Below are 15,529 nucleotides of genomic sequence, written 5' to 3' on the forward strand. Positions count from 1 at the left end.
AGTGAACGAACAAAAAAAGTATCCCATAGAAAAAGTTATTTATCCCGTCCAACGCTTTATGCAACAGCAAAAAGCGGGCGGGATAGTTCTGGGAGTAAGTGTTTTAATTGCATTTATACTGGCAAATTCCGCTTGGTCGGATGCGTATTTCTCTTTTTTCGATTATAAACTTGGTCTTCAGTTTAATGATGTTTCCTATTTGACTTACAGTATCCATCACTGGATAAACGACGGCTTAATGGCTGTATTTTTCTTTGTAGTAGGGCTTGAACTTAAACGAGAAATTATTGCAGGAGAATTATCAAATCCACGCAAAGCATTATTACCTATATCGGCAGCCATTGGTGGAATGCTTATGCCTGCCGCAATCTATTTGTTGCTAAATCCGACAGGAGCGGCCAGTACCGGCTGGGGTATTCCGATGGCAACAGATATTGCTTTCGCATTAGGTGTGCTGTATCTGTTTGGCGATAAAATACCTTTATCTCTTAAAGTTTTTTTAGCAGCATTGGCTATTGTGGATGACTTGGGAGCCGTTTTGGTTATCGCCTTCTTTTACACCTCTGAAATATCTATTTTCAACTTGTTTATCGGACTTGGATTTGTTGCCACAATGTATATCGGCAACAGATTAGGTATACGTAATGTCTTTTTTTATATGATCTTGGGGATTGTCGGTGTATGGACAGCATTCTTATTATCCGGTGTGCATTCAACAATCGCAGCTGTTTTAGCAGCATTTACAATACCGGCGGATGTTGCTCTGGATGAGAACAGTTATATTCGTAAAATCAGAACAAGCATTGACCAATTTAAAGAAATCCGTCCAAATGGAATGCCCACGTTGACTGATAAGCAAATGGCTCTATTGGAAAAGATAAAGGAAGATACAAGACTGGCAACGCCTCCACTTCAATTGTTAGAGCAGGCAATGCATAAATTCGTGATTTTTCTTGTCATCCCGATCTTCGCATTTGCTAATGCCGGCGTTTCATTCAAAGAGCTAAACTTAGAAACGCTATTCAACAACAATATTATGATTGGTGTAACGGCGGGATTGTTCTTAGGTAAAACAATCGGCGTCTTTTTCACTTCCATCATTTTAGTGAAACTGCGTATCGCTTCTTTTCCGGCAGGAATGAACACCCGAAACCTGTTTGGCGTAAGCTTATTATCATCAATAGGTTTCACAATGTCATTGTTCATAACCTCGCTTGCGTTTACGAATCCCGATTATATTATGCAATCCAAAATCGGTATTTTCGTTGCATCGCTAACCGGAGGATTCTTGGGCTATTTCGTTCTTAAAAAACAGAAGAACGCTACTCCTTAATACAATCAGTGGTTAGTTGTCCATTGAACAAACACAACTCGAAAAAGAATACTCATTAACCTCCACGCTTTGATAAACACGCAAAGCATGGAGGTTAATTATTTTCCGGCTTTTTATGTAAGTGCATCAAAAGAACAGTTACCTGATTTGTTTTTTTGTACATTTGCCGTGTATATGTCAATAAATTCCTCTAATAGAAAGTCGTTAGGTGCTCTATTTGAACAATACCGAGAACCTTTTATTTTATTTGCCAGGTCGTATGTAAAAGATATACCAACGGCAGAAGACATTTACATGGATGCTTTTATGTCTTATTGGGAAAAAAGAAATGAATTGCCTGAGGAGACCAATATTCCGGCTTATATTTTAACAAGCATCAAGAACAAAGCCTTAAACTTCATGCGCAACCAACAAACCAGAAACACGATACAGGAAGAAATTACGGAACATACTCAGCGAGAACTGGCTTTTCGAATCTCAACTCTTGAAGCCTGTCATCCGAATGATCTGTTCTCGAGCGAGATCAAACTAATTGTTCAAAAAACCTTACAGGAACTTCCGGAACAAACACGTAAAATATTCCTTAAAAGCAGAAAAGAAGCTAAAAGCAATAAAGAAATAGCTTCAGAATTGGGAATCAGCAGTAAAACGGTAGAATTCCATCTAACCAAAGCCTTGAAACTATTCCGTGCCCGACTAAAAGATTACCTACCATTTCTGGCGCTTATTATCCGTATCTATTGCTAAAAACAGTGTTGTTTAAAAAAAAAGAAAAATCACGCCAGGGTATATGCGCTGTCGCGTGTTATTATATTATAGAAAGAATGCATCAAGAAGAATAATGGATAAACATATATTAATAAAATATTTCTCTGGTAAAGCAACCCCGGAAGAAGAAGCCCTTATCATTGACTGGGCTGAAGCCTCTCCCGAAAACTATCGCCATTACTTAAACGAACGCAAATTGTGGGACGCATTAACTGTAAACAGTTTTGTTTCAATTCAGGATCCCAAAGACAAATCACTATTATTTTGGAAAATAATTGGGGTTGCTGCCTCTGCTTCTCTGATACTGCTCCTTTCCTGGCAGCAATATCAGAGAAGAGAGGTTTCTCTTTACTCAGGTATACAAACAATAACGGTTCCTCCGGGACAAAGAGCGCACCTAATGCTTGAGGATCATACAAGTATATGGCTCAACTCCAATACAACCCTTACTTATCCAAAAACATTTTCGGCAGAAAAAAGGGAAGTAACCCTCGACGGTGAAGCCTTTTTCGATGTTTCTCACAATAAGGAAATTCCTTTCATTGTTAAAACACACCGATATAACGTAGAAGTAACAGGTACTACATTTAATATATACGCCTACAACAAAGGAACTGAGTCGTTCGAAGCCGCACTACTCAATGGTTCAATCCATGTTCATAATTCAACGAATAATAACGAGCGTATTGTTTTAAGCCCGAATCAGAAAGTAACAGAAGTTGAGGGCGTTTTAATACAGTCGGAGATTGACTATCCGGATCATTTCCGTTGGAGAGAGGGCCTTATCTGTATGGACGATATGCCTTTTGATATTTTGATGCGGAAATTTGCCATTTATTATGACATGAACATAGTTATAGAAAACAAAGCGTTAAACAGCTATCGTTGTACAGGTAAGTTCAGACAGAGTGATGGAATTGAGTATGCATTGAAAGTCATTCAAAAAGATTTAAATTTTACCTACGAGCGTATTGGCACAGACAATAAAGAAACTATAATAATCCGTTAACCTAAAAATTAAATTTCATGAAAAAAGGACCTTGAAAGAAATCAAAAAAACCGGAAGATGTCCCCACATCTCCCGGTTTGTAACAGCTAATACTAATAAAATGTTAATAACTCAGTATTAACCATCAAGCTATACAAATTTATGACAAAAAAGTTATCCCGGATTTTATTCCAACGAAAAAAGAATAAAATCAATCATTTAATGCGATCTATGAGAATATCAGTAATTTTAGCATTTTGTGTTGTCGTGTGTGCATTTGCGAACAATGCTTCTTCCCAAAATGCCTCGGTCACAATCCTCAAACAAAACACGACTATCGGCGAGGTTCTGAATCTGATTGAAGAACAAACTGATTACCTGTTTTTGTATAACAAAAGCAATGTCGATATTAGCACACAAGTCAATATCACAACGAACAAGCAAGAGATTGAAGCTGTTTTAGACAATATTTTCAAAAACAGCAATATCTCTTATACCATTGAAGGCAAGCATATCGTGCTTACCACTAAAATCATGGCTGATAAAGCAAATAGCAGTCTACAACAACAAAAACGAACAATAACCGGAGTTGTTAAAGACGACCTTGGAGAGCCTATTATCGGAGCAAATGTTGTTATATCAGGTACAACCAACGGTACGATTACTGATTTTGATGGAAAATTCAGTCTTGCGGATGTTTCTGAAAAAGACTTGATCAATGTATCCTACATTGGTTATCTGACCAAAGAAATAAAGATTGCGGGAACTACCGTTTTTAACATAATCCTGAATGAGGACACACAAAAACTGGAAGAGGTGGTAGTTGTAGGTTACGGAACGCAACGTAAAGCAAACCTCTCCGGAGCCGTTGCGCAGGTGGATAGTAAAGAACTGGCTAACCGCCCCATCTCAAACGTGTCTTCAGGATTACAAGGACTTATGCCTGGTGTTACGATTACTTCAGGACAAGGTCGCCCCGGTCAGGACCAATCTACAATTCGAATTCGCGGAGTAGGTACGCTAAACTCTTCTAATCCATATATTCTGATTGATGGTATTGAAAGTGAATCAATGAACCAAATCGACCCGAATGATATCGAAACTATTTCCGTTTTGAAAGACGCCTCTTCTGCTGCTATATATGGTTCTAAAGCATCAAACGGGGTTATCCTTATCACCACCAAAAGAGGTAAAACGGGAGCAACAAAGGTTTCTTATAGTGGCAATGTAGGTATTCAGAATCCGACAAAAATGGTAGACCGTTTAAATTCTGCAGACTATGCTACATTATTTAACAGGGCATTAACCGAAAATGGGAAAGCCGCTCGTTTCAGCAATGAAGATATTCAAAAGTTCAGAGACGGTTCTTCTCCTTATACGCACCCCAACACAGACTGGTATGATGAAGCCTATAGAACAGGACTTCAACATCAGCACAATGTGAATGTAAATGGTGGAACAGAAAATGTAAAGTATATGGCTTCTCTTGGGTTCCTCGGACAAAACGGTATTCTGCCAAACTCCGAAAGACAACAAGTAAATGCCCGTACAAACTTAGACATGAAGTTTTCTGAACGCCTGTCCGGTCGTATGAGCTTGGCTTATATCAAAAATGACTACAAAGACCCGAACAGTTCTTATGCAGGAGGTAGTTCTGACCAAATTATCAGACAGCTGAATATTGTTGCTCCATGGATCGTTAACAAATACGAAGACGGAAGTTATGGAACAGTATCAGACGGAAATCCGATTGCCTGGTTGGATGTGGATCAGACGGTGAACCGCAACAATCAAAACTTCACAGGTATTGTGGCTTTGGATTATCAGATTTTTGATGCGCTAAAGGCAACCGTACAAGGATCATTTGTAAGTAATGGACAACATTATAAGGCTTTCCAAAAGTACATCAAGTACAATGAAAACAAGGAGTCTGAACCTAACAAGCTGGATGAAAGACATTACAACTGGAATCGTACAAATTTTGAGGCTTTATTAAACTATGACAAAACTTTTGGTAAGCATGGCTTTAAAGCTTTATTGGGTTGGCATACGGAAAAATACAATTACACTTACGAAAAACTTTCACGTACAAATTTCCCGAATAATGACCTGACAGATATGAACGCAGGTGACCCTGCAACACAGCAAAATGAAGGATTAACAAGAGAATTGGCCATGGTATCCTGGTTTGGACGTGTTAACTACGACTATGCCGGCAGATATTTACTGGAAGCTAATATTCGTTCGGATGCATCTTCTCGCTTTGCAGATGGGCATCGCTGGGGTTATTTCCCTTCTTTCTCCGGAGCTTGGAGAATAAGCGAGGAAGCTTTTATGGAAAATTCAAAAGATTGGTTGAACAACCTGAAGATTAGAGGTTCATGGGGACTTCTTGGTAATCAGGATGCATTGAGTGGAAGTGATAATAACAGCACCGACTATTATCCCTGGATGAACACCTATGAACCTTCCGGTTCCTATCCTTTCGGAGGATCTTTATCAAGCGGTTATTTTCAGAAATATTATAAGAAAAGAGAGATTTCCTGGGAAAAATCACGTACTTGGGGTGTTGGAGTAGACTTTAATGTATACAACAAGATCAGCGGGTCTATTGACTACTACGACCGTAAAACGACCGATATCATTATGGAAGTGGCAGTACCCGATGAATTCGCTTTGGAACCTTACAAAGACAATGTGGGTTCAATGTCAAACCGTGGTATAGAACTTAGCCTGGGATATGCGAACAAATGGAATGACTGGAGCCTCTCGGTTAACGGAAACTTCTCCTACAATAAGAATAAAATGCTGGAATTAGGAGGAGCTCAACATGTTCTCAACCCAAATAACGACAACAAACGTAGCGTATTGGGAGAAAGAGTTAACGCTTATTATGTATATAAAACAACAGGATTTTTCCAGTCTGATGCAGATGCACAAGCATTTATGGATAAATATGCCGGAAAGGAAGGATATCCTTTCTCAAGAAAATTTAAAGCCGGAGACTTAATTTATGCGGATGCAAACGGTGACGGTAAGATAACAAGTGACGACCGCGTTATTTGTAACTCTACAGATCCTGCGTTCACATTCGGTCTTAATATCAATACGGCTTATAAACAGTTCGATTTATCACTGATCTTTACCGGGGCAGCAAAAGTTAGTACACTACTTAACAATGGAGCCTTTGGTGATTTCACCGGAGATAATTCTCATCCTGCAACAATCTGGCTTGATGCATGGACACCGGAAAATCCCAACGCGAAGATGCCGCGTGTAGCAGAAAGTACTACTTCTCCGAGTCACCCGAATACAGCTTCTACATTCTGGCTACAGAACACAAGTTATCTGAGATTAAAGAACTTGCAGTTCGGATATACATTCCCGAAAAATTCGCTTAGTTCACTTGGCATTTCCAACCTGAGATTGTATTACTCAGTTGAAAATCTATTAACGTTTGATTCAATGCCAATAAAACTTGATCCGGAAGTAAGCAGCGAACGCGCCTCTTCCTATCCTTTAATTCAAACACATTCTTTCGGTGTTAACATCACTTTTTAATACGCATTAAATGAAAAAAGACATGAAACGTTTAGCATTATATATAACAACAGGGGTAATGATATTAGCCTCTTCGTGTTCAGATTTTCTGGATACCGCGCCTAAAGATGCCTTGTCTCCTGCAACAGCATGGTCGACCGAACTGGATGTCGAGAAATTCCTGGTAGGTTGTTACGACGAGTGGGTCAAAGGATCTGATCTTCTTTATTGGGATTGCGCGTCGGATTTTGGTTACAACAACTTCCCTTGGGAAGGATGGACAGTGATGGGAGACGGTAGTTTAACTCCGGCAAATTATGGTACAAAGTTCTATAATTTCAAAACAATACGCCGTTGTAACACATTGCTTGAGAATGTTGATAAAGTTGTATTCCTCGATGAAGCCAAGAAAAAAGACATCATAGCTCAAACACGTGCAATACGCGCTTACTCGTACGCTATATTGAACTTCTGGTATGGAGGTGTTCCTATCATTGATTCATACGAAAGCGCCCAGGAAGCACAAGTTCCCAGAGACACTGAAGAGAATGTGAAAAAGTTCATTTATGATGAGATTGATGCGGCAATAGTGGATATAAACACAACTCCTAAAGCAAGAGGTTATGTGGCTAAAGGAGCCGCGCTCGCTATTAAAATGAGAACGGCCCTTTACTGGGGAGATCACGAAAGAGCTGCTTCAGCATCTAAGGCAATCATGGATTTAGGTCAATACGATCTTAATCCGGACTATGCGAACTTATTTACGTTGTCCGGACAAACTTCTAATGAGATCATCCTTGCGTCGCAATACCTGGAAGTCTTAAAAAAATTAGGAACAATCGGACAAATGTATAATAACGCGGATGGCGGATGGTCATCTATCGTTCCTACTCAAAATTTAGTAGACGCGTATGAGATGATAGACGGCAAAACGAAGGAAGAATCTGACTTATACGACCCGAAATATCCTTTTAACCAAAGGGATCCACGTATGGAAATGACTGTTCTCTTCCCCGGACAAGACTGGCAACCTAAAGGTAAAGAGTCTCAGATACTGAATACATTAGATCAGGTATTGCCGGACGGAAGCAGCAACAGTAACTTTCCTACAGTTGCAGATAACGCTTCGAAAACAGCGCTGACGTGGGCTAAGTATTTAGCGCCTATGGATCAATATAGCGATATATGGAACACAAGTGCCAGCCCAATTATTTTCAGATACGCGGAAGTTCTTCTGTCTTACGCGGAAGCAAATAATGAAATGAACGGACCTGCAGCAGATGTTTATGAAGCATTAGACAAAGTACGTGTACGGGCAGGTATGCCGGTTGTAGACCGTGCAAAATATGCGACTAAAGAAACCCTTCGCGAACTGATTCGCCGTGAAAGAGGCGTTGAGTTGGCAGGAGAAGGTGTAAGAAGAGCAGACATTGTAAGATGGAAAGATGCAAACGGGAAAATGGTTGCCGAAACAGTAATGAATGGAGATTTACTTCGTGTTGTAGGACACATCGATTACAAAGAGACTAATCCATACAAACGTGCGGTTATCAACACGGCAGCTTCACAGACAGATCGTAAGATTGAAACAAGGAAGTTCGCCCCTTATAATCGTTATCTGCCAATTCCACAATCAAGCAAAGACAAAAACCCCAAAATAAATCAAAACCCGGGTTATTAATCAGGTGTTTATTAAATAATAAAGGTGTGTCAAAAAGCATAACTGCTATTGGCACACCTTTTTTGTTTGATCCGGCAAGGGAATCAACTTCAATACTTATTGATTAACCGATCGAGAAGCTGTTTTAACACCACTGTATAATTTCGGGTTTCATCTTTTGTTGCCGTAAGGAGTGTTATTGTTTTATGTTTCTTCACCGTTTCCACAAAATCTTCGAGAACAGCTGATTGCTTTAATTCCTCCTTATAAAGAACAACAAACTGCTCCCATCGCTGTTCCTTGTCTTCGTGAAACCATTTTCGAAGGTGATGGGAAGGAGCTAAATCTTTAATCCATAAGTCCGATTTCAGATTTTTTTTTCAAGCCTCTTGGCCATAACCGATCTACTAACACACGAAAGCAAACCAATGCTTCCATAACTGTATGCAGTAAAAACTTAAGTTATTATAATATAGAAAACACCCTCGAAAAGAACTATTCGAGAGCAAACGAAAGGACAATCTATAATAAACACAGATTGTTTACTTCACCAAATCCGTAGTAGGTACTGTTTTTAACATGCTGCAAAGATATATAAAATACTCATATCGTCTTGGAACTTTAAATAAATAACAGGAACGCAAAGGGATTCTTCTTCTAAATGGCTAAATTTGTCTATTATTTGAATTAATTGAGAAATGAGACTGTTTACTTGTTGGAGATGCCTGCTGTTTGTTTGTGTTGCGTCGTTTAGCTTGAATATTCAGGCTTCGCAAACAGAAAATCTGGTGCTTGGGGCACAACGGACTGATGTTATTTTGCGTAATATTGCGGATAAACGTGTTGCTCTTGTTGTAAATCAAACGTCTATTCTTGAAAATCAGGAAAAGCATTTGTTGGACGTGCTGTTGGCGCAAGGGGTTAATATCCGTAAAGTGTTTGCTCCCGAACATGGTTTTCGGGGAACGGCAGATGCCGGTGAGACTATAAAAGACAGCAAGGATCAGAAAACAGGACTTCCGATTATCTCATTATATGGAAAGAATAAAAAACCAACGGCCGATCAATTAGCTGATGTTGATGTTCTGATATTTGACATCCAGGATATTGGTGCGCGCTTTTATACTTTTATCAGTACGATGCATTATGTGATGGAGGCATGTGCGGAGAATGACAAGGAATTATTGGTGCTCGACAGGCCGAATCCGAACGACTTTGTAGATGGTCCGGTGCTTAAGCCCGGCTTTGAATCTTTTGTTGGTATGCATCCTATACCGGTATTGCATGGCCTCACGGTTGGCGAGTTGGCTTGGATGATTAATGGTGAAGGTTGGTTGAAAAGTGATCCGGATTCGTGTAAATTAAAAGTCATAAAGATGGAAAACTGGCGTCATGGTGATCCTTACTGGTTGCCGGTCAAGCCTTCTCCTAACCTACCGAACGACCAATCTGTTCGCCTCTATGCTTCACTTTGTTTTTTTGAAGCAACTAACGTTAGCGTAGGGCGTGGCACTTATTTCCCCTTTCAGGTTCTTGGCGTTCCTGATCCAAAATACGGTGAATTTACATTTACCCCCATATCGACTCCGGGGTTTGATCTGAACCCATTGCATAAGAATAAAACTTGCTATGGGGTAGATCTGCGTGAACTTCCTTTTGAAGGTGGGTTTACACTTCGTTTCTTTTTTGATTTCTACAAGAAGGCCGGAAAAGATCAGGCATTATTTTTTACGCGCGCCAATTGGTTCGATCTTTTGTCGGGCAGCAAGGAATTGCGAACCCAAATAATTAAGGGGCTGGGTGAAGAAGAAATAAAAGCCTCCTGGCAAAATGACCTGGAGGCGTATAAAAAGCTGCGTAAGAAGTATCTTTTGTACGAAGACTACCGTTGAGCCTAAATTACTTTTTTCTGATTGCTACACAGTCGGTTGGAATTTTTATCTTCCTTTTATAATGCTTTCTCTAAGAGATAAACCACAGCACCTTCTTTATCCAACAATTGAAGTGCGCTTCCGGCTTTTTTCACAGAAGATACACTTTCCAAAGCCCGCATTACCTTAGTTTCCGTATCCATATCGGGGCAAGCCATCATGGTGGAGGCAGCCGGCAATAACTTAAGAGATAGCGGTTTGGAAGGGTCTAATTTGAAGGCTGTGTTAAAATTATTACATCCTGCATTTCCATGCACTCTTCCTTCGGCAGTGTTAAATTCAATAAAAGGCGTTTTCTCACCGGTAACTTTCTCGCCGTTCACTTCGGCGATATTCCAACGTCCTGAGATTAAAGACGATAAACCTTGCTTTGAAGATCCGCAAGAAGCCATTAAAAGAACACTAACAAACATAGCCAAAATGCCAAATAATCCTTTTTCCATAAATCTTTTTATTTTAAACATGTAACTTTACAATAAGACGTGAAATCCGGCCTAAATGTTCCCCGAAGCCCATCTGTTTAGCAATTATTAACTATTGGCGGCAAGCTTGTGCGCAAGTGAAATAATCGGTTGAAAAATCTGATTTTCCGCTCTGAATTAACATTTCAATTTTAGCGCATAAAAAGGATGGGATTTTTATATCCTTTATCAAAAAAAATATGTCCTTTATAATTGAAAAAATATCCTTTATTTTCCGAGAAATAACCTTTATATTTTTCGCTTCATTAACGCCCTGATTATCAGACATCTTTTCAATGCTTATTTTTACACCGAATCCCCTTAATTTTAACATAAAAAAAGCAAAAACAACCTACTGAATAAAAACAGGCAATATGATAATCGGTCTGCCTGAACGCAAACCGGACTATGCTTTGGTTGTATTTATTTTTATCTTTGTTCGAAAGAATGATTCAACCTACTTTTAGATATGTCTATTTCAGTTTTTAAAACGTGTGTTTTGTATATTTTGCTATCCTCTTTCGTCGGGCTACTGTCATGTAATCCGCAGAAAAAATCACAAGAGGAAGACCTGACCACCGAGTTTACCGACACGATTCAATATGTATATCAATATGGTGTCTGTGTCGATACGTTGGACATAAGCGAGTATTTAATAAAGAATGGTGATAATCCGGCTTCTATTTTCGCTTCGCTTGGTTTTAGTGCGGCAAAAGCGGATTCTATCAGTCGTTCCGCAGCGTCTGTTTTAGACCCGACTAAAATTCGGGCAGGGCGTAATTACTTTACCTTCACTACGCAAGATAGTGTGGCGAATATTCGTTACATGGCTTTTGCTAAATCATTGACGGATTATGCGGTTATTGATCTGACGCAAGACACTGTTTGTGTTACCGAATTTTGCAAACCGGTAACCTACAAACGGGAGTATATAGAAGGCACATTGAATTCTTCCTTGTGGAATGCGATCAGTTCGCAGGGTGCTGATCCTCAATTGTCCATGAAAATAGCGGATGTATATGCCTGGCAAATTGATTTCTTCGATGTGAAAGAAGGAGATTCGTTCAAGGTTTTATATGATGTGGCTTATATCGATGATACAACAGCCCTGAATATCGATGCGGTTCATGCGGCGGTATTTACACATCAGGGAAAAGACTTTACCGCTATCCCTTTTGTGCAAGACAGTGTTTTTGAATACTTTGATCCCGAGGGGAATAGCTTGCGGAAGGCTTTCCTGAAGGCTCCGCTGGATTTCTTCAGAATAACTTCTCGCTTTACCAATGCCCGGTTCCATCCGATTCTGAAACGTTACCGAGCGCATCATGGTGTAGACTATGCTGCTCCTGTTGGTACGCCGGTTAAAAGTATTGGTGCCGGAACTGTGATTGCGAAAGGTTATGAAGGTGGAGGGGGAAACTTCCTGAAGGTAAAGCATAATTCGGCCTACACCACAACGTATATGCATTTAAGTAAGTTTGCGAAAGGAATAAAAATCGGCAGTCATGTTCAACAAGGTGAAGTGATTGCTTATGTCGGATCAACCGGCTTATCGACAGGACCGCATCTCGATTTTCGGGTTCATAAGCATGGGCAGCCAATCAACCCGTTACACATGGAGGCTCCTCCTTCTTTACCGGTAAAACCAGAACTGAAAGATAGCTTCTTAATTGTAAAAAACACTATCTTAGCAGCGTTAGACAGTTGTCATAACCTATCTAAAATAGAACCTGAAACAATAAACGAATATGAAACTTTTAGGTAACATCATTTGGCTCCTTTTCGGAGGTTTACTTACGTGCATAGAGTATTTGGTTGCCAGTTTTGTGCTGATGATCACCATAATCGGCATTCCATTCGGATTGCAGACGTTAAAGCTGGCGGCATTGGCACTTTCGCCTTTTGGCAGAGAAGTGACCAGCGACCCGTATTCCGGCGGTTGTCTTTCTCTTGTGATGAACGTGATCTGGATATTGATCGGAGGAATCTGGATTTGTCTTACGCATTTGGTGTTCGGCCTGTTTTTATGTATAACGATTATCGGTATACCTTTTGGCATGCAACACTTCAAAATGGCTGCACTTGCGCTTTCTCCTTTCGGTAAGAATATTTCGTAAAATCAGTCGATCAGCGGATAATTCCTTCTGGCCTCTTCGCGTGAACAAGCGTTGAAGTGCCACCATTCGTACATTATTGTGCGAAAGCCGGCCTGTCGCATCACTTTTCTAAGCAGCAAGCGATTGCTTAATTCTTGAGAGGTTATTTTCCCTTCCCGCACCAAGACTTCTTCTGCTGTTATATGCGCTTCTTCGCCTAAGAAATCGAAAGATGTTCCCATGGGAAGTTCTTTTCCCTGTGCATTAAGGATTGTTACATCCACTGCCATACCGTAATTATGGAGGCCGCCTCCTTTTGCGGGATTGCTTACATAGTTTGTTTTATCAGTACCCCGTACTATATTCCACATAATTCGTTGAACGGACATTGGACGTGCCGCGTCAAAAACTAAAAGAGAATAGGAAGGATGTTCTTTTTTGAGTAGTTCTTGCGCCTTAAGTAGTTTTTTCGCCGCATCAGGATGTAGCCAGATTCCTGTTATTCCCTCGTATACTGCCTTCCCCATCAGGTTATTGGGCGTTGCGTACTTCAGGCAAACGCGAATTGTTGAATCCACCTCAGCAACATTAACCATTCCAATCCGGGCTAAGTAAGCATCAAAATCTCCGGCATTGCTGTTAACTATACAGAATAAGAAACAAAGAATGGTTATTAGCTTTTTCATTAGCTCAATCAATGGAGATTTGTTCTACGCTGATTGATTCCGAAAGAAAAACAGCGGCAGCTTCAGAAAACTTATCGGCTGATTCTGTGGTAAGAAAGCGTGTGTTATGTCCTCTTGTTAAACGGTTTTCCATTTCCGGATGCCGTTGCAGATAGTCTTTCAGGCTTTCCGCTACCCGTTCGCCTTGCGAAAACAAATTTACCCCGGCAGGCAGATAGTGTCTGATCTTATCAATAAGCAGTGGATAGTGTGTACACCCAAGCACCAACGTGTCTATTTGCATATCCACACTAAACAGCTCATCTAAGTATTTACGAATAAAGTAGTCTGCTCCCGGTGAGTTAAATTCATTGTTTTCCACTAAGGGAACCCACATTGGGCAAGCTTTACCTGTAACCTTAATATGCGGAAACATTTTGGCTAATTCAAGCTCGTATGAACGGGATGTGATAGTGCCATTTGTGCCTACTACGCCGATATGCTTTGAGTGGCTTAAGCTATCCAGTACCTCCACCGTAGGACGTATAACTCCGAGCACACGTCTTTTCTCATCCCATTGGGCAAGATCATTTTGCTGGATTGTGCGTAACGCCTTTGCAGATGCCGTATTGCAGGCCAAAATCACTAAATGGCATCCCTCTTCAAATAAGCGGTAAACGGCCTGACGGGTAAACTTATATACAACCTCAAAAGAACGAGGCCCGTATGGCGCACGTGCGTTATCTCCTAAATAAATGTAGTCATATTCAGGTAATGCATTTCTGATTTCGTCCAGTATGGTAAGTCCTCCGTATCCGGAATCAAAAACGCCAATTGGTCCTGCCTTTTTCGAAAGCATAATATCTTGATTAAATAGAATAAAAAAAGGATGCCTGTCATGATCTGACCGACATCCTTTCATTTATAAATATCTTACGATTATTTCAATCCCAATTTCGTTTTCACGAAAGAAGTCGCGTCGATAGAACCATTACCAATATGCAGTATCGCAGCCGGGTCAATAATGTAAGTGTAACCTTTTTCATTACCTACAGCTTTAATCGCGTCTTGCAATTTCTGTTGGATTGGCATCATTAATTCTTGTTGTTTCTTTTGCACATCTTGTTGAGCTACCTGCACGAAGTTGTCCATACGTTCACGGATATCTTCTATTTCAGACATTCTTCTCAACTTAATGTTTTCAGTCAACGAATCTTGCTGAGCAATATAAGCTGAATATTTGTTTGTGTATTCATCCTGCATTTGCTTCAGTTCAACTTTGTATTTCTCATTCAGGTCAGCCATTTGTGTTTCCATAGCTGATACTTCAGGCATAGCCATAAATACTTCCTGGGTGTTTACAAATGCAATCTTAACTTCCTGAGCAAAGGCTCCCAATGGGAGGATTAAAAACAATAAGATAATAAGTTTCTTCATCTGTTTATTCTGTTACGTGTTATTATTCAGCTATATAAATGTATTAAAAGCGCACAAATGTAAGCAATTATTTTGAATATCCTAAACGAATCAATACTTCATTGCTTATATCAATTTTTGGCGAGGCAAAAATAATACTCATCGCAGAAGCTCTATCTATAATTAATTGATATCCTTTCTGTTCGGAGATTTCTTTTACCGCGTTATATACTTCATCCTGTATGGGTTTCATCAGGCTTTCTCTTTTCTTGTAAAGTTCTCCCTCTGCTCCGAAATATTTACGTTTTAGCTCCTGAGCTTCCTGTTCTTTCTTTACAATTTCCTCTTCGCGCTTTGTTTTCATTTCAGCAGAAAGGAAAACAAGATCGCTTTGGTATGTTTTGTACATATTCTGAGCCTCCTGTTGAATTGCTTCAACTTCGTTTTGCCATTTCTGAGAAACTTGACTCAACTGTTCGTTTGTCATTTCGTATGACGGAATATTTTTGAGAATATATTCCATATCAATCAATGCGAACTTCTGAGCCGAAGCTGCAAAAGTGCATAGCAAAATAACGCTGCATAAGGCAATAACTCTTTTCATATTCTTTCTCTTTTAATGATCGTTCTCTCTTATGACTACAAATATAAAGGAGCGTTTATTACTAACT

14 protein-coding genes are annotated in these 15,529 nt (G+C 39.9%); 8 read left to right on the plus strand and 6 right to left on the minus strand.

All coding sequences use genetic code 11. The annotated features are described in order from the left end of the window. The first annotated feature begins 1 nt into the window (after position 1). The 5 genes from nhaA to B9Y81_RS10100 all read left to right on the plus strand — a co-directional run bounded on the left by nhaA (position 2) and on the right by B9Y81_RS10100 (position 8,310). Positions 2-1,333 (plus strand): Na+/H+ antiporter NhaA, encoded by a 1,332-nt coding sequence (nhaA, locus tag B9Y81_RS10080; protein ID WP_095996273.1) that lies wholly within the window; start codon positions 2-4, stop codon positions 1,331-1,333. 87 nt (positions 1,334-1,420) lie between these two features. Beyond that, positions 1,421-2,080, plus strand: a complete 660-nt coding sequence (locus B9Y81_RS10085; protein ID WP_245832431.1) for an RNA polymerase sigma-70 factor — start codon at positions 1,421-1,423, stop codon at positions 2,078-2,080. Between the two features lie 94 nt (positions 2,081-2,174). Next, positions 2,175-3,110 (plus strand): FecR family protein, encoded by a 936-nt coding sequence (locus B9Y81_RS10090; protein WP_176221478.1) that lies wholly within the window; start codon positions 2,175-2,177, stop codon positions 3,108-3,110. A 210-nt stretch (positions 3,111-3,320) separates the two neighbouring features. Beyond that, on the plus strand, positions 3,321-6,650 hold the full coding sequence (locus tag B9Y81_RS10095; protein WP_085536822.1) for a TonB-dependent receptor: 3,330 nt from the start codon (positions 3,321-3,323) through the stop codon (positions 6,648-6,650). 22 nt (positions 6,651-6,672) lie between these two features. Next, entirely contained in the window at positions 6,673-8,310 is a 1,638-nt protein-coding gene (locus B9Y81_RS10100; RefSeq protein ID WP_085536823.1) for a RagB/SusD family nutrient uptake outer membrane protein, read from the plus strand. 89 nt (positions 8,311-8,399) lie between these two features. Here the strand turns inward: B9Y81_RS10100 and B9Y81_RS10105 are convergent, their stop codons facing one another. Continuing rightward, positions 8,400-8,660: a DUF488 domain-containing protein gene (locus B9Y81_RS10105; protein ID WP_317043277.1), complete on the minus strand. Its 261-nt coding sequence runs from the start codon at positions 8,658-8,660 to the stop codon at positions 8,400-8,402. 327 nt (positions 8,661-8,987) lie between these two features. Here B9Y81_RS10105 and B9Y81_RS10110 point away from each other — a divergent pair, with 327 nt between their 5' ends. Further along, positions 8,988-10,181, plus strand: coding sequence for an exo-beta-N-acetylmuramidase NamZ family protein (locus tag B9Y81_RS10110; RefSeq protein WP_085536824.1), 1,194 nt, complete (start codon positions 8,988-8,990; stop codon positions 10,179-10,181). 56 nt (positions 10,182-10,237) lie between these two features. On the opposite strand, the gene B9Y81_RS10115 is transcribed toward B9Y81_RS10110, so the two are convergent. After that, complete coding sequence (locus tag B9Y81_RS10115; RefSeq protein ID WP_176221479.1) at positions 10,238-10,663, minus strand: META domain-containing protein; 426 nt, start codon at positions 10,661-10,663, stop codon at positions 10,238-10,240. Positions 10,664-11,150: 487 nt separating this feature from the next. Between B9Y81_RS10115 and B9Y81_RS10125 the strand changes: the two genes are divergently transcribed. Continuing rightward, positions 11,151-12,446, plus strand: coding sequence for a M23 family metallopeptidase (locus B9Y81_RS10125; RefSeq protein ID WP_085536827.1), 1,296 nt, complete (start codon positions 11,151-11,153; stop codon positions 12,444-12,446). Further along, positions 12,430-12,798 carry a YccF domain-containing protein gene (locus B9Y81_RS10130; RefSeq protein WP_085536828.1) on the plus strand — a complete coding sequence of 123 codons (369 nt, stop codon included), beginning with the start codon at positions 12,430-12,432 and terminating at the stop codon, positions 12,796-12,798. Before B9Y81_RS10125 ends, B9Y81_RS10130 begins: the two co-directional genes overlap by 17 nt. 2 nt (positions 12,799-12,800) lie before the next feature. On the opposite strand, the gene B9Y81_RS10135 is transcribed toward B9Y81_RS10130, so the two are convergent. From B9Y81_RS10135 to B9Y81_RS10150, 4 genes are all read right to left on the minus strand, one after another. Then, entirely contained in the window at positions 12,801-13,463 is a 663-nt protein-coding gene (locus tag B9Y81_RS10135) for a M15 family metallopeptidase (RefSeq protein WP_085536829.1), read from the minus strand. A 4-nt stretch (positions 13,464-13,467) separates the two neighbouring features. Next, positions 13,468-14,301, minus strand: a complete 834-nt coding sequence (gene murI, locus B9Y81_RS10140) for a glutamate racemase (protein WP_085537746.1) — start codon at positions 14,299-14,301, stop codon at positions 13,468-13,470. A gap of 80 nt (positions 14,302-14,381) precedes the next feature. Further along, positions 14,382-14,879, minus strand: coding sequence for an OmpH/Skp family outer membrane protein (locus B9Y81_RS10145; RefSeq protein WP_085536830.1), 498 nt, complete (start codon positions 14,877-14,879; stop codon positions 14,382-14,384). Between the two features lie 67 nt (positions 14,880-14,946). Then, entirely contained in the window at positions 14,947-15,462 is a 516-nt protein-coding gene (locus B9Y81_RS10150) for an OmpH/Skp family outer membrane protein (protein ID WP_085536831.1), read from the minus strand. Positions 15,463-15,529: the final 67 nt, after the last annotated feature.

The organism is Massilibacteroides vaginae (assembly GCF_900178525.1).
In the GTDB taxonomy this organism is placed as follows: Bacteria; Bacteroidota; Bacteroidia; order Bacteroidales; family Tannerellaceae; genus Massilibacteroides; species Massilibacteroides vaginae.